Consider the following 22461-nt stretch of genomic DNA (forward strand, 5'->3'; position numbering starts at 1 on the left):
AGGCCCTGGGACACGGCCGGGGCCGACCGGTTCCGGGGCTCCGGAGGAGCCGGGGCCCCCGTCCGGTGGAGCCGCCCTCAGAACGTGCTCCCGCCCCCAGGCGCCCAGCGGTTCCAGAGCGCGGTTCAGGCTCCGGCCCAGTTCCGTCAGCGAGTACTCCACCCGGGGCGGGACCTCGGCGAAGTCCTCGCGCCGCACGATCCCGTCGTCCTCCAGCTCACGCAGGTGGGAGGCGAGGACCTTCTCCGACACCCCGGTCAGCTCCCTGCGCAGCTCACCGAACCGGTGGGGGCGCTCGTCGAGCGCCCACAGAATGAGCACCTTCCACTTCCCGCCGACCACGTCCATCGCCGCGTCGATACCGCAGTGGTACGCGTTCGCCCCGCGCTTGGTGACCAACGTCCCCGCCCCGTCCCGTCTCGTCCAGCTGGATGCTTACCCGTGAGTGCGCACCCACTTCGAAGTGCGTACTTGTCCGTGCCCGGGCACCGGCCCGAGGCTGAGCCCATGACACACGACACCGCACAGTCAACCAAGCCCCGCGTCGTCCTGCTCGGCCTCGGCGCCATGGGCACCGCGCTCGCCCGTACCTGGCTCGCCGCCGGGTACCCCGTGACCGTCTGGAACAGGACCGCGGCCAAGGCCGAACCGCTCCGCGGACTCGGCGCCGACGTCGCCGTCACCGCCGCCGAGGCCGTGGCAGCCGGACGCCTCGTGGTGACCTGCCTGTTCGACGACGCCTCCCTCGAAGAAGCACTGGACGGGGCCGACCTCCACGGCAGGGACCTCGTCGACCTCACCACCGGCACCCCCGGCCAGGCCGACACCCGAGCCGTCTGGGCCGAGAAGCGGGGTGCCCGCTTCCTCAGCGGCGGGATGATGGCGATCCCACCGATGATCGGTGTCCCCGACGCCGGTGGCTACGTGTTCTACAGCGGCCCCCGCGAGGTCTTCGACCAGCACGCGTCCACCCTCGCGGCGCCCCTGGGGGTCCGTTTCGCCGGAACGCGTCCGGGTGCCGCCGCCCTGTACGACATCGCCCTGCTCAGCGCCATGCACGGCATGCTCGCCGGGATCACCCACGCCTTCGCCCTCGTTCGCGGCGAGGAGATGCCCACCAAGGAGTTCGCGGGGCTGCTCACTTCCTGGCTCACCGCGATGGCCTCGGCGACGGACCTGATGGCCGAGCAGATCGACAGCGGTGACTACAGCAGGGGCGTGGTCTCCAACCTGGCCATGCAGGTCGCCGGCAACCGGGCCCTGGCCGTCACCGCCGAGGAGCAGGGGGTGGACTTCCGCCTCCTCGCGCCCTACTCCGAGCTGTTGGAGGAGCGCCTGGCCCAGGGCTTCGCCGAGGAGGACGGCACCGGCGCCCTGGAACTGCTCGTCAAGGGCTCCTGACAAGGGCGTGTCCGGCGGTTTCCCGCCGCCGGACGCGCCGCTACAGGTCGACGGTGCCACCGCAGCGCCAGTAGTGGGTCCGGTCGTGTTCCAGGAAGCCCTCGTCCATGAGGCTGCGGCGCAGGACCACCAGGTCGGCACTGAACCGGCACAGGACCGTGTTGAGCTCCGGTTCGGTGTACCGGACCCCCGGCTCGAAGGCACGGGCGATCCGGTCGAGCAGGACGAGCCGGTCCGGACGGCGGACCGGGACGGAAGTCAACCGCCCCTGCGGCATGTACGTCCGCAGCACCTCGCCGCGTTCCTGTTCGGTCAGCTCTCTCGGTCCACGGTCCCGTGCCACCACGGCCTCCTCAGCGGTCCACCGGCAGCATGCCGTGCACGACCATCTCCACCCGGTGGGCGGCCTGGTCGGGGTCCATGGGCTGCAGGGTGTACGACACGATCAGCCGCAGGGTCACGTCCGCGACCGCCTCGGTGACGCCGGGGTCCGCGTTCGGACAGCGCTCCCCCAGCGTCCACGCGATGCGCTCCCGCAGGGCGTCCAGCAGCGGCGCGGACCTGGTCGTGAGGACCGGCAGGAGCTGGTCGTCCCCGGTGACCACGGCGCGCAGCAGGGGGTTGTCGCGGACCGCCAGCAGGACCATCCGGGTCGTGCGGCTCACCGCGTGCACGGGGTCGTGCCCGTCGGACTCCAGCACCCGCACCACGGTGTCCAGCAGCGTGTTGACCTCACGCACCACCACCGCCTGGAGCAGGCCCTCCTTGCTGCCGAAGACGTTGTAGAGGGTCTGTCTGGAGACCCGTGCGGCGGCGGCGATGTCGACCATCCGCCGCTCGCCCCAGTACCCCGCCAGCACCTCGGCGTAGGCGGCGTCCATCAGCCGTTCGCGTACCCCGGCGCCTTCCCGGGGACGTCTGTCTCCGCTCACGGTTCCCATCCCTCCATCCTCGCATCCACGTCCAGGGGCCGTCCTTCCTCTCACTGGCCGCGGGCCCGCCCCCTGTCCCGCGGCGGCCGCACGGCGCCCCGTGCGGCTGTGACACCGCGTGGCCGTCCTAACACTCTGATCACACGGCGGTGCCGCTTTAGGCATGTTCGTGCCCGGGAAGGTAGCGTTACCGGCCATGGCGTCCTTTGACGATGATCTGCGGCTGGCCCACGTGCTCGCCGACGCTGCCGACGACATCGCGGTCAAGCGCTTCCGCGCGCTCGACCTGGTTGTCGACACCAAACCGGACCTGACCCCGGTCACCGAGGCCGACCGCATGGTCGAGGAGACCCTGCGCAGCGTGCTCTCCCGCGCGCGGCCCCGCGACGCGGTCGTCGGCGAGGAGTACGGCAGGAGCGGCAACAGCAACCGGGTGTGGGTCATCGACCCCATCGACGGCACGAAGAACTACGTGCGCGGCGTCCCCGTGTGGGCGACCCTCATCGCCCTGCTGGAGGGCGACCGCCCCGTGGTGGGCGTGGTGTCGGCCCCGGCTCTGCACCGGCGCTGGTGGGCGTCCAAGGGCGGCGGCACCTGGACGGGCCGCAGCCTGTCCAAAGCCACGCGCTGCCACGTCTCCAAGGTCCAGGAGCTGTCGGACGCGTCGCTGAGCTTCTCGTCACTGACCGGCTGGGAGGAGCAGGGCCGCCTGGAGTCGTTCCTGGGGCTGACCAGGTCGGTGTGGCGGACCCGGGCCTACGGCGACTTCTGGTCACACGTGATGGTCGCCGAGGGGACCGTGGACATCGCCGCGGAACCCGAGCTCTCGCTCTGGGACGCGGCGCCGCTGCCGATCATCCTGGAGGAGGCCGGCGGTCGCGCCACCAACCTGCGCGGCAACGGCTTCGAGGACGGCGGACCGCTGGTGTGCACCAACGGGGTCATCCACGACCAGGTGCTGACCTGGCTCAACGGCGGTCCCACCCCCCTGCGCCGACCGAAGTAGGCCGGGGCGGCCCGAGGCCACCGACACAAGCAGCACTCGGACGAACACGTTACGTAGTAACGTGCGCTGTGTGCTGACCAAGACAACCCGACGACGGCGCACGGTCGCACTCTGCGGTGTGGTCCTCCTCCTGGCCACCGCCTGTGGCGAGAGCCACGGCCACACCCCTCAGCAGCTCAGCGAGATGATCGCCGAGACCGTGCGCGCCTCCGCCGAGACCGGCCCCCTCGGGCTCGGTGTGCCCGACACCGCCTTCGACCCCGCCCGCTACGCCTGCGCCCCCGCGGTGGACCCCGGACTCCCGGGTGCCTGGCGCAGCCGGGCCCCGCGCAAGGAGGTCGGGGACGGCGAGCCTGTCGCGCTCGGCCTCTCCGACACCGAAGGGCATTCCGGTCCCGTCGTCGCATCCGTGACCGACCCCGCCGGGGAGACCGCCACCGCCGAGGCCGGCCTCGCCGAAGGCGAGTGGGCGAACCTGGAGTACCCGGACGCGTTCGACGGCGGGACGGGCGCCGGGGCGGACGGCGGAACCCTCGAACCCGGCGTGTACACGGTCGTGTGGTCCGACGCCGAGAGCGGGGCACCCATCACCTGCGACGGCTTCGAGGTCGGGCGGGACGACGGGCAGCCCCCGTCTCCTGCTCCTCTTCCACAACCCTGAGTGGCCGGGTTCGGCCAACAGAAAACACCCTCCACAATGAACCGAAACCCCCCATGCCCGCGATGGGTCTGTTGAAACCCCGCCCAATGCGGGGCATCCCGGCGCCGCCCGACGCCGCGCCGGGGCCTACAGACACACGGGAAGGGGCTCCATGCTGCGTTCCCTCACAGCTGGGATCGTGCTGGCCTTCGCCGGTTCCCGGGCCAACGTGGCCCGGACCATCCTGTCCTGCGCGGGCATCGTCGTCGGTGTCGGCGCCCTGATCATGGTGGTCACCGCCGGTGACCTCGGACAGCGCTACGCCACCGCCTTCAGCGAGGCCAACGCCGGACGCGCGGCGACCATGGAGGTCTCCGTCTACGGAGAGGTCACCGACCTCGGCGCTTTCGAGGAGGACCTCGGACGGGCCGGCGCACTGGAGACCACGGTCTACAACCGTATGGAGGCCTCGCCTCCGCTCCGCAAGGGCGACCAGGTCCTCCAGGACGTCAGCTTCGTCGGCGTGGACGCCACGCTCGGCGACATCCGCCGGATCAACATGGCCGAGGGCCGTTGGTTCACCGAGGCCGACCTGGAATCACGGTCCCCGGTACTGGTGGTCAACCAGGCACTGGCGGCGGAGCTCGGTGACTTCACCGACATCCAGATCGGCACCGACCAGTGGACGGACGTGCGCATCGTCGGCGTCTCGCAGAGCTCCACGTTCGACTCCGACTGGTACAGCGCCTACCTGCTCCGCGCCCCCCTCACCGGGGAACTCGTCTTCGGCTCCTCCTGGGCCCCCGAGGACGACGCGGCCTCGCAGGTCACCTACCTGGCGCGCATCGACCCCGCCGACTCCGCCGCAGAGGAGATGTTCGGCGGCGGCGAGTTCACCGATCGCCTGCTCTCCGCCTCCTGGCGCTGGGGGCTCGACGAACCCGAGAACCTCATGGTCTACCGCTCCGACTACGCGGAGACCACCGACGAACTCATCGGCTACCTGTCCCTGGGCCTGATCGGCGTCGCGGTGATCACCCTCACCACAGGCCTGCTCGGCGTCCTCAACGTCGGTCTGGTCACCGTGCGGGAGCGGCGCCGCGAGCTCGCCACCTACCGGGCCCTCGGAGCGAGCAGGTTCACCCTGTTCGTGGCCGTGGTGATGGAGGCGGTCGTGGTCGCCGTCGTCGCCGGACTGATCGCCCTGGCCCTCTCCTGGGCTCTGGTCGCCGCGGGCGGGGCCGTCATCGGACGACTCATGTGGCTGCCGCCCGACATCACCGTGGCCGTTCCGCCCTCGGCCGCACTGGTCGGCCTGGGCAGTGCGGCCCTCGTCGGGCTGTTGGCCGGGATCATCCCCGCGATCCGGGCGCTGCGCGCGTCCGTCGTCGCCGGGCTGCGGGAATAGGAGACACACGTGAAGAAGTGGATCATCATCGGCGCGGCCCTCACCCTGGTGCTGGCCCTGCTCGGTTCGGGCTATCTCCTGCTGTCCCGGCTCGGCGGCACCGGAGCGGAGGGGGACGAGTCCCTCAACGAGGCCTCGGTGGACGTGGGCGGGGCGCCGGTCGAGGTCGAGCTGGGCACGGTCAGTTCCCTGCTGGTGCTCGACGCGACCGTGCAGCCGGAGCCGGGCAAGGCGCTCAAGGCCAACAAGGGCGGCACCGTCACCCACCTGTGGCTGGACAACGGCGACACGGTGGAGAACGGGGCCCCGATCGTCAACGTGGCGGTGCCCGCCGAGCCCGCCGCCGGCGAGGACGAGGAGGGCGCGGCGGCCGGGCCCGCGACCACCGAGATCACCCTGTACGCGCCCACCGCCGGAACCATCAAGGGGATGGGCGACCTGCAGGTCGGCGACGTCCTGGAGCCCGGGGCGAAGGTGGCCTCCGTCGCCCCCGACGAGTTCCGCGCGGTGGCCACGGTCCCCGCCAACGACCTGTACCGGCTCTACGACGACCCGGACGACATCATGCTCAAGATCGACAAGGGACCGCCCGCCACCGCGTGCGAGTTCATCGGTCTGGGCGCGGCCGAGGAGGGCGCGGCACCCGTCGAGGAGGAGTTCGACCCCTTCGCCGGGGAGTCCGAGGGCGGTGGCGGTGGCGGCGCCGGTGCCGAGCTGTCCTGCCGGGTCCCCTCGGACCTGCGGGTCTTCGACGGCGTCCAGGGCAAGCTGTCGGTGAGCACCGGCGAGGCCGAGGACGTCGTGGTCGTCCCGGTGACCGCCGTGCGCGGCACCGCCGAGGAGGGCCAGGTGATCGTGGTCGACGAGAGCGGCTCCGAGGAGCCCCGCGAGGTCTCCCTGGGGCTGTCCGACGGCCAACTCGTGGAGGTCACCGAGGGGTTGAGCGTCGGCGAGTCGATCCTGGACCCGGTGCCGCTGGACCCGCGTTTCGACGTCCCCGGTGACGGTGACGAGGACGAGGAGCTCGAGGACGAGTTCTGGATGGGTGGCTAGATGACGGCCGAAGCTCCCTACCCGGTGGCCGTGAGAGGGCCCCGGGCCGCCGGTCCCCCGCTGCTCCAGGTGCAGGGGCTGACCCGGCACTTCATGGTTTCGGGCGCCCGGATCGACGTGCTGCACGACTGCACCTTCGATGTCGCCCGCGGCGAGGTCGTGGCCATCGTCGGCCAGTCGGGGTCGGGCAAGTCCACCCTGCTGAACGTGCTGGGGCTGCTGGACAAGCCCAGCAGCGGCTCCTACGTCTTCGACGGTGTGGAGACCACTCCCCTGCGGGAGGGCCGCCGGTCACGGCTGCGGGGCGACGGGATCGGGTTCGTGTTCCAGCAGTTCCACCTGTTGGAGCGCCGCTCGGCCCTGGCCAACGTGAGTGTGCCGATGGTGCTGGCCGGGGTTCCGGTGCTGCGCCGCCGCTCCCGCTCCAAGGAGCTGTTGGAGTCGGTGGGGCTGGGCCACCGGCTCAACTCCCAGCCGCACCAGCTGTCCGGCGGTGAGCAGCAGCGTGTGGCCCTGGCGCGGGCCCTGAGCCGGGAACCCGCGCTCATCCTCGCCGACGAGCCCACGGGCGCTCTGGACGCCACGAGCAGCACCATGATCATGGACCAGCTGATCGACCAGTCCCGAGTGCGTGACGCCGCCGTGGTCGTGGTGACCCACGACCCCAAGGTGGCCGAGCGGGCCGACCGGGTCGTGGAGCTGGTGGAGGGCCGCACCCGCTGAACCCGGTTACCCGGCCCCGGTGCCGACCGAAGGACGGTCGGCACCGGGGCCGGCTCCGTCCAACGGGCGGGCACACCCATGGGCGGGTACAACGAGAAGCGCCGAGTGGATTTCTCCACCCGGCGCTTCTTCTTATTGGTAGCGGGGACAGGATTTGAACCTGCGACCTCTGGGTTATGAGCCCAGCGAGCTACCGAACTGCTCCACCCCGCGTCGTTGTGATCTCTACTTTAGGGCCTTTAGCCCCAGGTGGCAAATCGGTTTGTTTTGCATCAAACCGATCGGAGATCCACCCGTTTGTCCTGGTCAGTTGCCCGACCTGGCTTGTTAGCTACTCTACCAGGCTTTCCTTGCGGTCCGCCCCGGCATTTTCGCCGCGCACACACATCCTCGTCGATATGACGCCGATATGTGCTTCCCGATTTCTCCACCGAGGCGGAAGAACCGAGAAAAGCACCGGACCCGGGATTTCTCCCGGGTCCGATCTTGGTAGCGGGGACAGGATTTGAACCTGCGACCTCTGGGTTATGAGCCCAGCGAGCTACCGAACTGCTCCACCCCGCGTCGTTGTGTCTTCAGATTAGCGCGACCCGGCGAGAAAGCCAAATCAGCCAGTGGAGACGTGGCGCACCCCCGTTGCGGCTCCTCGTGGAGCAACCGCGCAGGTCCGTGCACATCCCCCACACTACGGGCTCGGAGAAGTGCTCGGGTACGGGGGACAGGAACGGGGCGGGACCCGGAAGGTCCCGCCCCGTCGCACACCACGCCTTCAGAGGCGTCCGGTACCGCTGCGGACTAGTTGCCCGCGGCCTCCTCCAGAGCCTCCAGAGCCTCGCGCAGGCGCTCGTTGGCCTCCTCGTTCGACTCCTGAGCCTCCTCCCAGGCCTCGACGGCCTCGTTGAGGGCCTCGGTGAGGTCGCTCGGGTCGCTCTCGCCCGAACCGGCCTCGGCGGACTCCTCGTCGTCCTCGGTGCCCTCCTCGGCGTCAGGGTCGGGCAGCGGGGTCTCGCCGCCGTCGAACAGGTTGTTCAGGGCGTCCTGGAGGTTGCTGCCGATGGCGACCTCCTCACCGAAGCCGACCATGACCTGCTGGAGCAGCGGGAAGGACGCGGCTCCGCCACCGCCGGCCTGCACGTAGAGGGGCTCCACGTAGAGCAGACCGCCGGCGAACGGCAGGGTCAGCAGGTTGCCCCGGGTCACCTCGGCGTTGGACTGCTCCAGCGGGAGCAGGACCTCACGCACGTCGGCGTCCGAGTCGAACGCGTTCTGCACCTGGCCGGGACCGAAGATCACCGTGCTCCGGGGGAGCTCCAGCAGCTTCAGCTGGCCGTACTCCTCGGACTCCGGGTTGCTGTCCACCGCCATGAACGCGGCCAGGTTCTCACGGCCGCGCGGCACGAACGTGGTGGTCAGCGAGAAGCTGGGCTCGTCGACACCGGGGTAGTTGATGGTCTGGCGGTAGGGCGGCTCGGACAGGTCGCCGTCGGTGGTCGGGTCGTTGGGGACCGACCAGAAGTCCTGACCGCCGTAGTAGGACGCGGCGTCGGTGACGTGGTACTCGCGCATGATCTCGCGCTGCACCTTGAACAGGTCGTCCGGGTAACGCACGTGTTGGATGAGCTCGTCGCTCATCTCGTCCCGGTCCACGATGGTCCCGGGGAAGGCGTTCTCCCAGGTCTGGAGGACGGGGTCCTCCTCGTCCCAGCCGTACAGGGTGACGGTGCCGTCATAGGCGTCGACGGTGGCCTTCACCGAGTTCCGGATGTAGTTGACCTCGTTGCCCGGCAACGCGCCGACCTGCTGGATCGAACCGTCGGTGAAGGTGTCCGTCACCGCCTGGGCGAAGTCGATCCGGTTCGCGTACGGGTAACCGTCCGAGGTGGTGTAGCCGTCCACGATCCACTTGACCCTGCCGTCGACGACCGCCGGGTAGGGCCGGCTGTCCACGGTCAGGAAGGGGGCGACCTTCTCCACGCGGTCCAGGGGGTCGCGCTCGTAGATGATCCGCGAGTCGCTGGTGATCGCGCTGTTGAGCAGGATGCTCGTTTCCTGGTACTTGATCGCGTACAGGATGCGGTCGAAGAAGTTGTTGAGCTGGACTCCGCCGTCGCCCTCGTAGTTGTTGTACGCCTGCGAACTACCGGCGGGCTCCTCCTCGGTGGCCCCGTCCGTGGCTTCGGCGCCCTCCTCGGGGGCTTCCTCGGCGCCGTCCTCGGCGTCGGCGGGAGCACGGGCCTCGTCGGCATCCGGGCTCGATTCCACCGCGTCCTCGAGGGTCGGCACCTCCTCGGTCTCGTTCTCCGGGTCGAGCGGGTAGTCGTACTCGTCCTCGGCCTGGACGATGACGTAGTCGGCGCCCTCGCGGCCGTAGTAGATCCGGGGCTCGTACTCCCCCGCGACCTCGCTCAGCTCACCGCGCGGCGGGATGTTGTACTCGGTGAAGACCGGGCGGCCCTCGTCGTCGATCAGGTTGCCCGCGGCGGCGACCATGCCGAAGCCGTGGGTGTAGATCAGGTGCCGGTTCAGCCAGTTGTCCTGGTCGGCCGGCGGCCCGTCGAGCTCGCGGACGGCGACGATCGTGTCGATCAGGTTGCCCTCGGAGTCCGGGTAGCGGTCGACCTCCAGCACGTCCGGGAACTGGTAGAAGCCACGGACCTGCTGCATCTGCTGGAAGGTCTGCGAGACCACCGCGGGGTCGGCCAGACGGACACTGGGGATGGTGTCGGCCTCGGCCGACAGCTCCTGCGGGGTGAGCTCCGTGGTGGCGTCGTAGGTCTCGACCTCGGCGTCGGCGATGCCGTACGCCTCACGGGTGCTCTCGATGTTGCGCTCGATGTAAGGGCTCTCCAGGCGCTGCTCGTTCGGGTCGACCTGGAAGTTCTGGACGAGCGCGGGGTAGGCCACGCCGACGACCACGCCGGACAGCACGAGCAGGCCGAGGGAGGCCACCGGGATCATCGTGTTCTTGAAGGCGATGTTGGCGAAGAACAGGATCGCGCAGATCACCGAGATGACGGTGAGGATGGTCAGGGCGGTCTTGACCGCGTTCACGTCCGTGTAGGAGGCGCCGAACGTGTACCCGCGGTCGGAGAAGACCAGCCCGTAGCGGTCCAGCCAGTACGAACCGGCGCGCAGGAGCACGAAGAGGCCCAGCAGGACCGACAGGTGCACGCGGGCGGCCGGGGTGGCGCGCTGCCCGGAGTCGTTCTGCAGGCGGACGCCGCCGTACAGGTAGTGCACGATGACCGCGGCGATGAACGCCAGGATGACGGCCGCGTACAGGTACCCGAGCAGGACCCGCAGGAACGGGTAGGTGAACGCGAAGAACGCGATGTCCATGCCGAACTCGGGGTCGGTCATCCCGAAGTCGACGCCGTTCACGAACTGCAGGTAGGAGCGCCAGTCACCGCTGGCGGCGGCACCGGCCAGGAGCGCCAGGGCGCCCACGGCGATCCAGAAGAAGAGCTTGCGGTGCGGGTCGATGGACTGCCGGTAGCGGTCCAGGCCCTGCTGTTCCAGGCTCATCGGCCGGACGCCGGGCCGGGCACGGTAGGCGAAGAAGATACTCGCGCCGACGATGACCGCCATGACGAGCGCTGCTACGGCGAACAGCAGGACCCGGGTCCACAGCTCGGTCAGGAAGACGTTGGTGTAACCGACGGAGTTGAACCACTTGAAGTCGGTCCAGAAGTTCGCAGCGAGCATCAAACCCGCGATGATGACGACCACGGTCGCCGCGACTGGCGCGAGCAACCTTGATCGGCGTGGCATACGCGCAGGTGGTGCGCCGGGCGATCGGAAGCTCACGCCTCCCCCTCGTTCTGGCTTGGTAGGTGCGGTCGATGCGCGTGTTGCGCCTTATTACTGAAAACTTAATCGGTGGCCGCCAGGTTCCCGAAATCACCCTCGGGCCGGTGACAAGGCTGCATCGTTGATGTATCGGAGTCGCAACCGGACGGCACCTTTGCGACCCTACTGTCCGGCAACGGGCGCGGCGAGGTTCCCACATCGGCCACCATGGAAACGTGTCGAACATTCGCGAAGCAGTCATGGACCTGGAACGCCACGCCGCCGAGCAGGGGTGGGACCGCCCCTTGGGGCTGTACGCCCTGGTCCCGACCTCGGAGCTGCTGGCTGCGGAACCCGCTCTCGCGGGCCTGCTGGGGATCGACGCCCCGGCCAGCCCCGATGAGCTGACCCCGGTGGAGCAGGAGGCCCTGTCCCCCGACGTCCCGTTGGAGGAAGCCCTGGGCCGCATCCTGTGGCCCGAGGGGGTGGCCGGCTGCGCGCTGGTCATGGAGCGCCTCGTGGTGAAGGGCTCGGACGAGACCCTGGCCGCGGGCGAGGACCCCTCGGCCTCCGGCAAGGAGACCGAGGAGATCCGCATGGTCGCGGGCGTGCTGCGCGACGGTTCGCGGCACTGCGCCATGCGGATGCGCAGCCACGACAGCGAGACCGAGGTGCTCAACGGCCCGGACCTGATCCCCGCCCTGACCTCAGCGCTCGCCCTCACCCTCGACCTGGAGGAAGAACCCCGGGAGGGCTGAGCAGGCGCCGCCCACACGTACGAAGGAACCCCGGACCGCACGGCCCGGGGTTCCCCTACTCACTGCCCGGCGACTCGACCCCGAGGGGTTGCCCGTTCGAGCCGCAAAGGCGCAGAACTACTCGCCCTCGCAGCGGGGCAGGTCGTCGCCGCCCTCGCGGATGGTCTCCAGGGCGTCCATGGCGTCGGTGAGCGTCTCGACGCGCACCACCTCGAGTTCGCCGTAGGCGGCGGACTGGGCGGCCTGGGAGCAGCTGTCGGCGGCCACGAAGAAGTACTCGGCGCCGTCGCGGCGGGCGCTGACCATCTTCTGCGGGATGCCGCTGACCCCGCCGACCTGGCCGTCGGAGGTGATGGTCCCGGAACCCGCGATGCTGACGCCGCCGGTGATGCCCTCTTCGCTGAGCCGGTCGATGATCCCGAGGGCGAACATCATGCCCGCGCTGGGGCCGCCGATCTCGCCGACGGAGATGGACACGTCGACGGGGAAGTCCATGTCGTCGGCGATGAGCACGCCGACCGCGGCGTTGCCCTCCTCGCCCTCGACGGTGTCGAGCTCGACCTCGACCTCCTCGCCGTCGCGGTCCAGGACCAGCGCGACCGGGTCCCCGGCGGAGCGGTCGCCGACCCGGTCGACCACGTAGGCGCTGCCCACGAGCTCCTCGGGATCGTCGCTGCCGGTGCTGGTGGGCACCTTCTCCCCGTCGACCTCGATGATGCGGTCGCCCGCCTCGACGAGGCCGTCGGCGGGCATGTCCTCGACGGTCTCGGCGACCAGCGGGATCGCCTCATAGTCCATGTTGAGCTGGTTGAGCGCGGCGGCGGTGGCGTCGGTCTGCGAACTGTTCATCTGGACGGTCTGCCGCTCGCTGACCTCCTCCGGCGAGCGCCCGGCCGGGAAGAGGAGCTCCTCCGGCAGGACCGCCTGGCTCGGGGAGAGCCATGCCGTCACCAGGGTGAACAGGGTGAGCCGGTGCTCGGGTCCGCCCGCGTACTGGACGGTCACCATGGAGAGCGATCCGTCGTGCTCGTAGTCCTCGGCGCCCTCGATGCCGATGACGGGTCGGCCGTCCTCCTGCTCCCCCAGGGTGTCCAGCGTGACGCCGGGGGCGGCCACCAGGTAGGGCATGGGCAGGAAGAGGCTGCCGTACCCGAGCCCGGCAAGCAGGACGAGTGCGGCGACAAGGGTCATGACACGACGAACCATGCTGACACTTTAGAGCCACCGGGGACCCTCCGGGGCAGAGGTCAGGCCGCGGTCAGGGGGAGCCGACCCACTCCGCGCCGCCGTCCTCGAAGGCCTGGTTCTTCCAGATGGGCACCTGGGCCTTGAGGTCGTCGATGAGCTGCCGGCAGGCCGCGAAGGCTTCCTCCCGGTGCTCGGCCGAGGCGGCGACGACCACGGCGATGTCACCGATCTCCAGGTCGCCGACCCGGTGCGTGGCGGCCATCCGCACGACCGGGCGCCCCGGCACGGAGGTGTCGGTGAGCACCTTCTCCATGACGGCGCGGAGCTGCGCCTCGACACTCGGGTGGGCCGAGTAGGACAGGGCGGTGACGTCCCGACCGTGGTCGTGGTCGCGCACCGTTCCGATGAAGACGGCGGTTCCACCGGCCCTGGGGTCGGTCACCGCCGCCAGGACCTCGTCGACGGACAGGGGCGTGTCGCGTACGGCCGCGAGAGTGATCTGTTCCACCGGCAAACCGTATCAAGGCGCTCCGTGCACGACACGTCCGCACGTGAACCCCTCCTGTGCGATCACACAGGCCCGCACCCGTCCGTGCAGGTCAGCTCTTTCCGCGCTTGCGCAGGTGCCGGATGGCGGCGGCGGTGCCGATGGCGGCCGCCGCGGCACCGGCGGCCCCCGCCGCGGTGATGGTGACCTCCTTGCGGCCCACGGTGCGCCCGGCGATCGCGTGCTTGCCGCCCCGGGACTCCAGGAGGGCCGCCAGCACCGCCTCGTTGTCGTAGCCGGGCTTCCAGCCCGCTTCGCGCAGCGTCGCGCAGTCCACCACGCACGGGTAGACGAGGAACTTGATCTCGCCGGCCGCGGCCGGGGTGATGCGGGCCTGGTGCAGGCGGCGGACGGCTCCGAAGGCCAGGTTCGCGGGGACCTCGAAGTGCTTCATCCCGGCGATCTCCTCCACCTCCCCCTGGGTCAGGGAGCCCTCGCTGGCCACGGCCACCACACCGTCCGCGCCGGACACGTCGTGCAGGGCGCAGTAGGCCAGCGCGGAGGCGAGGTCGTCCTCGTGGCAGAACTGCCAGTGCTGTTCGTGGCCCTTGACGGTGAGCAGCCGGGGCGCGGAGAAGTGGCGGCTCAGGAGCGTGTCCAGTTCCGGCCCCACCAGCGGTGCCGGCCGCACCACGGTGACCCTCAGGCCGGGGTGGGCCCGGCGGGCGCGCTCGGCCAGCTCCTCGACCTCGGCGAAGTCGCCCATGAGGCCCTCGCTGTTGTCCGAGACGCGGGTGGCGTTCTCCGTCAGCGGGACCGGGTTGTCCGGGGCCGCGCCGTAGACCATCGTGCTGGTGACGAGAATGACTCGTGGGACTCCTGAGGCCGCTGCGGCGGTCAGGACCGTCTGGGCCGCGCGGATGTTGTGCGCCCGGCGCTCCGACGGCTTGGTTTCGAGGGAGCGGTCGTCCGCGGTGTGGACGAGGACGTCGATCCCGTGCAGACGGGAGACGAGCCCGGGGTCGCGTACGTCGGCGATCCGCCAGGTGACCCCCCGCAGGTCAGCGAACTCCTCGTCGATGGCGACGACCTCGCGCGCCGCGATGGAACCTTCTGGCGTGGCCAGGCGTTGCACGAGGAGTCGGCCCACTCCGGAGGCGGCACCGGTGACCGCCACCACCATGCCCGCCCGATCCGATGGGCTGTGCTCTGGGCGAACCTGGCTGCTTTCGGTATTCACTCCGGGCGACTCCCAGCTAACGTGACAGTGGAGACCAAACCTAATCCTGCCTGAGGTCTGATTGTGAGCGACCTGCCTTTCGGTTTCAGCATGCCGAACGATCCCGACGACGAGTCCGGACGCCGTTCTGGCGACTCCGGCTCGGGTGCCGGCAGCGGCCGCCCGGGCGGGGGGGACTCCGGTATGCCGGACGGCTTCCCGTTCGGCGACCCGCAACAGATGGCCAACATGCTCCGCCAGTTCGCGGACATGATGTCGTCCCAGCCCGCCCCCGGCGCGCCCGAGGCGGGCCAGACGTCCTCGACGTCCGGCATCAACTGGGACATGGTCAAGAACATCGCGCGGCACGCGGTGTCCCAGCAAGGGGACCCGAGTGTGCCGCCTTCCGACTACGCACGGATCGAGGAGGCACTGCGCCTCGCTGACCTGTGGCTCGACCAGGCTACCGACCTGCCTTCGGGACTCCAGACCGCCCAGGCCTGGAGCCGGTCGGAGTGGATCGAGAAGACCATGGACTCGTGGGCGCAGCTGTGCGACCCGCTGACCGCCAAGACCGTACAGGCCATGGGGCAGAACCTGCCCGAGGAAATGGCTTCCGTCGCCGGTCCGCTGCTGGGCATGATCCAGCAGATGGGCGGCATGATGGTCGGTCAGCAGGCCGGTCAGGCCATCGGCGGGCTGGCCCAGGAAGTGATCGGCACCACCGACATCGGCCTGCCGCTCGCCGGTGAGGGCAACGCTGCCCTCCTCCCCTCGGGTGTGTTCCGCTTCAGCGAGGGCCTGGAGATCCCCGAGGACGAGGTCCGGCTGTACCTGGCCGCCCGTGAGGCCGCCGTGCACCGCCTGTACTCGCATGTCCCGTGGCTGCGTTCGCACGTGTCGCGCCTGGTCGAGGAGTACGCGTCCGGCATGTCCTTCGACGTCAGCGGACTCGAGGACAAACTCGGCGAGATCGACCTCACCAACCCGGAGGCACTCCAGGAGGTGATGTCCGGCGGCATGGGCTCCGAGGGCCTGCTCCAGCCGGAGGACACCCCGCAGCAGAAGGCGGCGCTGACCCGCCTGGAGACCACTCTCGCCCTGATCGAGGGCTGGGTGGCGACCGTGGTGGCCAGGGCCGTCTCCGAGCGGCTGCCGCAGTCCGGAGCGCTCGCGGAGACGACCCGTCGCCGCCGTGCCACCGGCGGCCCCGCCGAACACACCTTCGCCGCCCTGGTCGGCCTGGAGCTGCGCCCGCGCCGCCTGCGCGAGGCCGGAGCCCTGTGGTCCGCGCTGGAGGAGGCCCGCGGTGTGGAGGGCCGGGACGCCGTATGGCAGCACCCGGACCTGATGCCCACCGCCGCCGACCTCGACGACCCGGACGCCTTCGTGCACGGGCGGAGCGAGTTCGAGGGGGTGGACTTCGACATCTCGTCGCTGACCGACCCCGACGGCTCGGAGAGGCCCAAGCCCGGCGAGGAGCCCGGTGAGGGGCCCGGCGACGAGGACAAGGACGGCAAGTAGGTGACACTGCACGCGGACGCCCGGGCGGTGCTGGGCGCGTGGACCGCGCCCGACGCCGGGCAGGAGGAGCTGCGCGGCTCCTACCTGGACCACCTGGACGCCCATGCCGACGGCATGTGGCGGACGTGCCTGCCCGGGCACCTGACCGCGAGCTCGGCGATCATCTCCGCCGACGGTTCGAAGGTGGCCCTGGTCCTGCACCGCATCCATCGGATGTGGTTGCAGACCGGGGGCCACTGCGAGCCCGATGACACCACCCTGGGCGGTGCGGCGCTCCGCGAGGCGACCGAGGAGTCGGGGATCAGAGGACTGACCCTGCTGCCCGAGCCCGTGCGGCTGGACCGCCACGCGGTGCCGTGCGGCGGCGGCAGTTTCCACCTGGATGTGCAGTACGCGGCGCTGGCCCCGGCCGACGCCGTCCTGGTCGTCGATCCGGTCGAGTCCGCCGGGCTCGACTGGTTCCCCGTGGACGACCTGCCCGAACCCACTGACGACTCCGTACGCGACCTGGTCCGCGCCGCCGCACGGGCGGTCCGCGCGGCATTGGGCAGCGTCCGGAGCTCCCCGGGGCCCGCGTAGTGTCCCTGATCACCGTCGCGGGCATGCTCGGCGGCCTGGCCATGGTCCTGCTCGCCCGCCGGGGCCGCAGGATCGCCGAACAGCTCCTGGCCGACGAGCGGGCCGGCCTGGTCGGCCCGCGCGAGGCCGCGCTGGGCAGGATCCAGCAGAAGGAACGCTCCCTGAGCCTGGGCCGGGGCATCTGCGTGTTCGTGGCCGCCCTGCTGGTCGCGGTCCTGGGCCGCGCCGCCGTCTCCGGTGACTGGGGCGGCACCACGGTCTACTACGCCGCCCTGTTCGCCATCCTGCTCGTGGTGAGCGCCCTCACCCTGCGCAAGGTCTCCCGGGACCTCACCGAGGCGCGCGCCCAGCTGGACCGGCGATGACGACGGCAGCGTCGGCACACCGTCCGGCGGACTACTCCTCGAGGGCCACTTCGTCGGCTTCGAGTTCCTCCTCGCCCTCCGAGTGGTCACACTCGGAGCGGCTGCCCGCGCTGAACCCCTCGAGGTAGCCGCGGGCGCGGTCGGCCTTGGGGTACCGGCGGACCAGGTCCCAGAAGTCGCGGCCGTGGTGCGGGATCTGCAGGTGCGCCAGTTCGTGGACGAGGACGTAGTCGACCACCCAGGCGGGCATCCCGGCGACGCGGCGGGAGATGCGGATCGTGCGGGTGTCCGGGGTGCACGAGCCCCAGCGGGAGTTCTGGTTGTCGACCCAGCGGACGCTGTCGGGCAACCGGTTTCCGTCCAGGTAGCGCTCGGCCAGTTCGACCGCGCGCTCGTGGAGCTCTCGGTCGCCGGGGCGTCTGCGGCCCTCACGCGCCTCGAGCTTTTGCAGCATCTGGTCCACCCAGCGCTTTTCCTCTGCGCGGGAGAACGTCGCGGGTACGAGGACGACAGTGGTATCCCCGTCCCTGTAGGCCGACACTGTGCGCCGGCGACGAGGACTGCGTCGTACCTCGATTTTGGTGTTCGAGGGCACGAACTTTACGGTAGCCGAGCCGGGCGCTCTCGAACAGGTGTGGCTTGTCCCGATATGTGATTAGTTCGACGCGATGTCCGCACCGGGCGATCAGAGCGGGAAACGGCCCTGTGTAGCGGATTCCGCTCTGACCAGGGGGCTTTTTGCCTGGTGACGGAGGGCACATCGAGGCGAAACTCGACAGCTTCCGACGTTTTTGGTTACACAAACGAGACCGAACGGCGTGTACTCCCTTCGGGGGAGACACCGTCCGGCCTCGTCTGTTCACTCACTGCTCAGCCCACGTCAACACAGCCGTGACCACGCGATTTCCATGATCGCCTGCTCCGCACGACGCTCCTCGCGCTGCCGGGCGCGCAGCTGTCGGGCTCCGAGCCGTCTGATCTGACGCTCGCGCGGTTCCTCGTCGGAGCGTTCCACCATCTGCATGAGTTCCTGCATCATCGCTGTTCGAATCCTTCGTTGCTTCGTGAGTTCTTCGGGGGGTTCGGGTTGTCCGGGCCGTGTCAGGCCGCGACCGGGGCGGGATTCTTCCGGGGACGGCCACGCGGGCGCTTACGCGCCACGACCTGGCCGGAGACGAGCAGCTGCCCGCCCCAGACGCCCCACGGCTCACGCCGCTCGAGCGCCTCCGCCAGGCACTGCTCCCTGATCGGGCAGGCCCCGCAGATCGCCTTGGCCTCCTCGACCTCCGCGGGAGTCTCCGCGAAGAACAGGTCCGGCTCCGTGCGGCAGGGGATGTCGACCTCGCCCAGCTGGGGCGATTCCAGGACCGACGCAAGCATCGGTGCCCTCCAAGATCTTTGATCGTTCGTACAACGCGGTCGGTGTTCAGTCACCGGAACCGGTCCGGTGAGGGACCTGGACTTGCGATGCCGCCGCCTGCTCCCCCGCCCCTGGGGGACGGAGAGCCTACGGAGATACAAAGAAAGCCGCGGCCCCTGTGTCGGGGTCCGCGGCCACGGTCGAAAATCTCGGCCTGTGCTGCTCTAGGCCGGAATCTTCCGTGGACACTCCCCCGATGCGCCGTAACGGCGCGGGGATTCGTGCGATGCGTGGTTGATGCCGCCGGTGAGCTTGCCGCGATCAAGGGCAGGCTCGGACTCGTGGCGCAGACCGCCGGTCACACCGTCAGCGGACACACCGGTCCCCTGGGACACGAACTCGGCTCCGACGAGCTGGATCATGCCCAGAGCGGCGATGCCACTCTCGGTGTTCAGACGGATGCCTTCGGTGGCGCCCATCGTGGTGCTACCGCCCAGGCCGGTGCCCGGAACGACACGGGTCGCGAACAGCTGCCAAGCGGCAGCGGAAGCGGAACCGGGGTTCAACTCAGTCATCGTGTTCATCTCCGTGGTGTTCATTTGATCGGGCACCTCCTTCAGCGTCGGGCACAGGATCTTGCACCTGTACCGAGAGCGGTCAGTTCGACGGTGTACACACTACGGGGCGGCCAGGAAAGTCGGCAACCTATTTTTGACCTGGGAAAACGTCCGCATCCGGCCAGAACTTCGCGGGAATGGCAGAGGGCCCCGGAGTGTTACCGGCGACCCTCCGGGGCCCGGGCGGGCCGGCCCGCCCGGACCGGTCCGACGTCTTCCCTGGTGGCCCCTGCCCAGCGGTCAGGCCCAGCCCTCCGCGTCGACCACGCGGATCATCCCCTCCTGCACCACGGAGCAGACGAGCTGTCCGTCCCGGGTGTAGACCAGGCCGCGGGCCAGCCCCCGGGCGCCCTGCGCCGTCGGGGACTCCTGCGCGTAGAGCAGCCACTCGTCGGCGCGGAACGGGCGGTGGAACCACATGGCGTGGTCGAGGCTGGCCATCGCGATGCCCGCGAAGGACCGGCCGTGCCGGAGCAGCACCGTGTCCAGCAGGGTCATGTCCGAGGCGTAGGTCATCAGGCACACCTGGGTGAGGCGGTCGTCGGGGAGCTTCCCGTCGACCTTGAACCACACCGGGTTGGTGGCCGTGCGCAGGTCGGGATCGCGTTCGGCCTCGAACGACATGGCGCCCACAGGACGCGTCTCGATCGGGTGCCACTGCACGAAGTTCGGTACCTTCCCGAACGCCTCGCGCAGCCGCTCGCGCGTGCTGAGCAGCTCCTCGGGCGGCGGCACGTCCGGCATGGCGATCTGGTGGTCCAGCCCCGGCTCCTCCTTGTGGAAGGAGGCCGACAGGGTGAAGATCGCCTTGCCGTGCTGGATGGCCACGACCCGGCGGGTGGTGAACGAGCGCCCGTCACGGACCCGGTCGACCTCGTAGACGATGGGGACCGACGGGTCGCCCGGCCTTATGAAGTAGGCGTGCAGGGAGTGCACGTACCGGTCGGCGGGCACGGTCCGACCCGCTGCCACGAGCGCCTGGCCCGCGACCAGTCCGCCGAAGACCCGCTGGGGACCATCCGTCGGGCTGAGCCCGCGGAAGATGTTGACCTCGATCTGCTCCAGGTCCAGGACCCTCAGCAGATCGGACAGTGACTGCCCTCTGCGCTCGGCGTCGTGTTCACTCATCCTCGTCCTCTCCGTCACCGGCGCCTCCGTCGTCGGCGGCCGTCCCCGCCGGTTCCCGTCCCTCGACCAGCGCGAGTACCGCCTCACCGTAACGGTCGAGCTTGGCCGGCCCCACCCCGGACACGGCCGTCAGCTGGGAGACGCTGGAGGGCTCCTGCTCGGCGATGGCCTGGAGGGTGGCGTCGGTGAAGACCACGTAGGCGGGGACCTTCTGTTCCTGCGAGGTCTGCCTGCGCCACTCGCGCAGGCGCTCCAGCAGGGCCTCGTCGTAGGTGGACGGGCAGTCCAGACAGCGTCCCAGCTTGCGCTCGGTGGCGTCGGAGAGCACGTTCGAGCAGACCCGGCAGCGCACGGCCCCGCCCTTGCGGCGCTCGCGGCGGCCGGCGGTGGAGGGCGAGGCGGGACGCAGCCCGTCCAGGAACCGCGAGGGTTTGCGGGTCTTCCTTCCCCCCGGTGAGCGGGCCAGGGACCAGGACATCGCCAGGTGCTGGCGGGCGCGGGTGACCCCCACGTAGAAGAGCCGGCGCTCCTCCTCCACCTGCTCGTCGGTCTCGGCGTAGATGATCGGCACCATGCCCTCGGTCAGGCCGACCAGGAACACCGCGTCCCACTCCAGGCCCTTGGCGGAGTGCAGGGAGGCGATGGTCACCCCCTCGAACCCGGGGGCGTGCTCGGTCGCCATGCGCGTCTCGAGCTCCTCCACGAACACGCCCATGGTGGCGGGGCGGCCGTCGGGGCCGGGGCGGGACGCCATGTCCTCGGCGAGCTGGGCCAGCGCCGAGAGCGACTCCCAGCGCTCCCTGGCCTGGCGGCCCTCGGGGGCCTGGTCCGTCAGGCCCATCTGGGCGAGCAGGCTCCGCACGGTCGGGACGAGGGGTTCGGCCTCCTCGTCCGCCGCGCCGTGCCGGGCCCCGCGCAGGGTGTGCACGGCCTGTTTGATCTCGGGGCGCTCGAAGAAGCGGGTGGAGCCGCGCACGGTGAACGGGACGCCCTCGTCGGCCAGGGCCTGTTCGTAGGCGGCCGACTGGGAGTTGGTGCGCACCAGTACCGCGATCTCGCTCGCGGGGGTCCCGTCCTCCATCAGCACGCTGATCTTGCGTGCGACACCGGTGGCCTCGGCGGGTTCGTCCTCGTACTCCTGGTAGAGCGGGTCGGGGCCGTCGGGGCGCTGCGCCTGGAGGGTGAGGTGGTTCGCGGAGGTCGTGCCCCTGGCCTGTGCGATGACGTGGTTGGCCACCCGCACCACCTGGGGCGTGGAGCGGTAGTCGCGGACCAGCCGGACGACCGTGGCGTGCGGGTAGCGGTTGGCGAACCCGGTCAGGTAGCCCGGGGTGGCCCCGGCGAAGGAGTAGATGGTCTGGCTGGGGTCGCCGACCACGCACAGGTCGTCGCGGTCGCCGAGCCAGGCGTCCAGGAGGAGTTTCTGGAGCGGGTTGACGTCCTGGAACTCGTCCACGACGAAGTACCTGTACTGGTCGCGGACCCGCTGGGCGACGGCCGGGTACTCGGTGATCATCCCGGCGGTGAGTTCGAGCATGGACTCGAAGTCGAGGAGGTTGTGCTCGCTGCGCAGCTCCTCGTAGGCCTCGAAGACGCGGGCGACCTCGCCCGCGGGCATCGGCGCCTGGCGGCCGGTCTTGGCCACGGCCTTGTCGTAGTCGCTCGGACGCACCTGGGAGACCTTGGCCCACTCGATCTCGCTCGCGAGGTCGCGCAGCCCGAGCCGGTCCGGTTGCAGCCCCACCGAGTTGGCGGCCCGTGCCACCACCGAGAGCTTGCTGTCGATGAGGGTGGGTTTCTCGCCGCCGACCACTTGTGGCCAGAAGAACGAGAGCTGGCGCAGAGCGGCCGCGTGGAAGGTCCGGGCCTGCACCCTGGGGGCGCCCAGGGAGCGCAGCCGCCCGCGCATCTCCCCGGCCGCGCGGGCGGTGAAGGTGACCGCGAGGATCTGCTGTTCGGAGGCGACCCCGCTGGCCACGGCGTGCGCGATCCGGTGCGTGACGGCCCTGGTCTTCCCCGTTCCTGCACCGGCCAGGATGCACACGGGGCCGCGCAGGGCGCGCGCCGCCTCGGTCTGTTCCGGGTCCAGTCCCTCCAGGACGCGGTCGGGGTCCATGGTGCTCCTGAATCTGTCTGGGGCGGCTGTATCTGCGTGGGTCGGCTGTCAGGCCGTGGGCGCACAGTCTCTCAAGTATCGGTCTCGGCCGGGAGCGGATAGGCCAGTATCGGAGTCAGCGGCGCCGAAAGCGGGGCGAACGAGCCGAGGGACACATTCCAGAACCAG

The 22461-nt window shown here is 70.2% G+C and carries 22 protein-coding genes, 2 tRNA genes and 1 pseudogene; 10 read left to right on the top strand and 15 right to left on the bottom strand.

Going from position 1 to position 22461, the window contains the following annotated elements; all coding sequences use genetic code 11:
- Nucleotides 1-63: 63 nt before the first annotated feature.
- A pseudogene (locus D458_RS36010) lies at nt 64-348 on the bottom strand (winged helix-turn-helix transcriptional regulator); the annotation flags it as partial.
- Between the two features lie 159 nt (nt 349-507).
- Here D458_RS36010 and D458_RS0102615 point away from each other — a divergent pair.
- Complete coding sequence (locus tag D458_RS0102615) at nt 508-1401, top strand: NAD(P)-dependent oxidoreductase (RefSeq protein ID WP_017585170.1); 894 nt, start codon at nt 508-510, stop codon at nt 1399-1401.
- Between the two features lie 40 nt (nt 1402-1441).
- Here the strand turns inward: D458_RS0102615 and D458_RS0102620 are convergent, their stop codons facing one another.
- On the bottom strand, nt 1442-1678 hold the full coding sequence (locus D458_RS0102620) for a DUF2087 domain-containing protein (protein WP_051049572.1): 237 nt from the start codon (nt 1676-1678) through the stop codon (nt 1442-1444).
- Nucleotides 1679-1754: 76 nt separating this feature from the next.
- Nucleotides 1755-2342 carry a TetR/AcrR family transcriptional regulator gene (locus D458_RS0102625; protein WP_017585172.1) on the bottom strand — a complete coding sequence of 196 codons (588 nt, stop codon included), beginning with the start codon at nt 2340-2342 and terminating at the stop codon, nt 1755-1757.
- 187 nt (nt 2343-2529) lie between these two features.
- Between D458_RS0102625 and hisN the strand changes: the two genes are divergently transcribed.
- The 5 genes from hisN (at nt 2530) to D458_RS0102650 (ending at nt 7163) form a co-directional block, all read left to right on the top strand.
- Nucleotides 2530-3339: a histidinol-phosphatase gene (hisN, locus tag D458_RS0102630; RefSeq protein WP_017585173.1), complete on the top strand. Its 810-nt coding sequence runs from the start codon at nt 2530-2532 to the stop codon at nt 3337-3339.
- Nucleotides 3340-3400: 61 nt separating this feature from the next.
- The gene (locus D458_RS32810) at nt 3401-4000 is read left to right on the top strand and encodes a hypothetical protein (protein ID WP_193374580.1); all 600 of its coding nucleotides are present in this window, start codon (nt 3401-3403) and stop codon (nt 3998-4000) included.
- A 151-nt stretch (nt 4001-4151) separates the two neighbouring features.
- Nucleotides 4152-5387, top strand: coding sequence for an ABC transporter permease (locus D458_RS0102640; protein ID WP_017585175.1), 1236 nt, complete (start codon nt 4152-4154; stop codon nt 5385-5387).
- Nucleotides 5388-5396: 9 nt separating this feature from the next.
- Nucleotides 5397-6440: an HlyD family efflux transporter periplasmic adaptor subunit gene (locus D458_RS0102645; protein ID WP_017585176.1), complete on the top strand. Its 1044-nt coding sequence runs from the start codon at nt 5397-5399 to the stop codon at nt 6438-6440.
- On the top strand, nt 6441-7163 hold the full coding sequence (locus D458_RS0102650; protein WP_017585177.1) for an ABC transporter ATP-binding protein: 723 nt from the start codon (nt 6441-6443) through the stop codon (nt 7161-7163).
- Nucleotides 7164-7299: 136 nt separating this feature from the next.
- Here D458_RS0102650 and D458_RS0102655 read toward each other — a convergent pair.
- The 3 genes from D458_RS0102655 to D458_RS0102665 all read right to left on the bottom strand — a co-directional run bounded on the left by D458_RS0102655 (nt 7300) and on the right by D458_RS0102665 (nt 10892).
- Nucleotides 7300-7376 (bottom strand) — tRNA-Met (locus D458_RS0102655).
- 274 nt (nt 7377-7650) lie between these two features.
- Nucleotides 7651-7727, bottom strand: a tRNA-Met gene (locus D458_RS0102660).
- 231 nt (nt 7728-7958) lie between these two features.
- The gene (locus D458_RS0102665; protein ID WP_017585178.1) at nt 7959-10892 is read right to left on the bottom strand and encodes a UPF0182 family membrane protein; all 2934 of its coding nucleotides are present in this window, start codon (nt 10890-10892) and stop codon (nt 7959-7961) included.
- Between the two features lie 296 nt (nt 10893-11188).
- Between D458_RS0102665 and D458_RS0102670 the strand changes: the two genes are divergently transcribed.
- Nucleotides 11189-11710 (top strand): PPA1309 family protein, encoded by a 522-nt coding sequence (locus D458_RS0102670; RefSeq protein WP_239647871.1) that lies wholly within the window; start codon nt 11189-11191, stop codon nt 11708-11710.
- Between the two features lie 117 nt (nt 11711-11827).
- On the opposite strand, the gene D458_RS0102675 is transcribed toward D458_RS0102670, so the two are convergent.
- The 3 genes from D458_RS0102675 to D458_RS0102685 form a co-directional block, all read right to left on the bottom strand.
- A complete protein-coding gene (locus tag D458_RS0102675; protein WP_017585180.1) occupies nt 11828-12901 on the bottom strand; it encodes a YlbL family protein in 1074 nt (357 codons plus the stop codon).
- Nucleotides 12902-12968: 67 nt separating this feature from the next.
- Nucleotides 12969-13406: a molybdenum cofactor biosynthesis protein MoaE gene (locus D458_RS0102680; protein WP_017585181.1), complete on the bottom strand. Its 438-nt coding sequence runs from the start codon at nt 13404-13406 to the stop codon at nt 12969-12971.
- Nucleotides 13407-13497: 91 nt separating this feature from the next.
- On the bottom strand, nt 13498-14565 hold the full coding sequence (locus tag D458_RS0102685) for an NAD-dependent epimerase/dehydratase family protein (RefSeq protein WP_026118924.1): 1068 nt from the start codon (nt 14563-14565) through the stop codon (nt 13498-13500).
- 123 nt (nt 14566-14688) lie between these two features.
- Between D458_RS0102685 and D458_RS0102690 the strand changes: the two genes are divergently transcribed.
- The 3 genes from D458_RS0102690 to D458_RS0102700 are packed head-to-tail and all read left to right on the top strand — an operon-like array spanning nt 14689 to nt 17072.
- A complete protein-coding gene (locus tag D458_RS0102690; RefSeq protein ID WP_017585183.1) occupies nt 14689-16128 on the top strand; it encodes a zinc-dependent metalloprotease in 1440 nt (479 codons plus the stop codon).
- The gene (locus tag D458_RS0102695) at nt 16129-16707 is read left to right on the top strand and encodes an NUDIX hydrolase (RefSeq protein WP_017585184.1); all 579 of its coding nucleotides are present in this window, start codon (nt 16129-16131) and stop codon (nt 16705-16707) included.
- Nucleotides 16707-17072, top strand: coding sequence for a hypothetical protein (locus tag D458_RS0102700; RefSeq protein ID WP_017585185.1), 366 nt, complete (start codon nt 16707-16709; stop codon nt 17070-17072). The genes D458_RS0102695 and D458_RS0102700 overlap by 1 nt, the downstream gene beginning before the upstream one ends.
- 31 nt (nt 17073-17103) lie before the next feature.
- Here D458_RS0102700 and D458_RS0102705 read toward each other — a convergent pair whose 3' ends face one another.
- From D458_RS0102705 to D458_RS0102730, 6 genes are all read right to left on the bottom strand, one after another.
- Nucleotides 17104-17667, bottom strand: coding sequence for a M48 metallopeptidase family protein (locus D458_RS0102705; RefSeq protein ID WP_026118925.1), 564 nt, complete (start codon nt 17665-17667; stop codon nt 17104-17106).
- 285 nt (nt 17668-17952) lie between these two features.
- Nucleotides 17953-18111: a hypothetical protein gene (locus D458_RS36890; RefSeq protein WP_017584537.1), complete on the bottom strand. Its 159-nt coding sequence runs from the start codon at nt 18109-18111 to the stop codon at nt 17953-17955.
- Between the two features lie 62 nt (nt 18112-18173).
- Entirely contained in the window at nt 18174-18452 is a 279-nt protein-coding gene (locus D458_RS0102715; protein ID WP_017585187.1) for a WhiB family transcriptional regulator, read from the bottom strand.
- A 204-nt stretch (nt 18453-18656) separates the two neighbouring features.
- The gene (locus D458_RS0102720) at nt 18657-19031 is read right to left on the bottom strand and encodes a hypothetical protein (RefSeq protein WP_017585188.1); all 375 of its coding nucleotides are present in this window, start codon (nt 19029-19031) and stop codon (nt 18657-18659) included.
- A gap of 258 nt (nt 19032-19289) precedes the next feature.
- Nucleotides 19290-20177, bottom strand: a complete 888-nt coding sequence (tesB, locus tag D458_RS0102725) for an acyl-CoA thioesterase II (protein WP_017585189.1) — start codon at nt 20175-20177, stop codon at nt 19290-19292.
- On the bottom strand, nt 20170-22293 hold the full coding sequence (locus D458_RS0102730) for an ATP-dependent DNA helicase UvrD2 (protein WP_017585190.1): 2124 nt from the start codon (nt 22291-22293) through the stop codon (nt 20170-20172). Before D458_RS0102730 ends, tesB begins: the two co-directional genes overlap by 8 nt.
- Between the last annotated feature and the right edge of the window lie 168 nt (nt 22294-22461).

Origin of the sequence: Nocardiopsis ganjiahuensis DSM 45031 (assembly GCF_000341085.1) — a bacterium.
Taxonomy (GTDB): domain Bacteria; phylum Actinomycetota; class Actinomycetes; order Streptosporangiales; family Streptosporangiaceae; genus Nocardiopsis; species Nocardiopsis ganjiahuensis.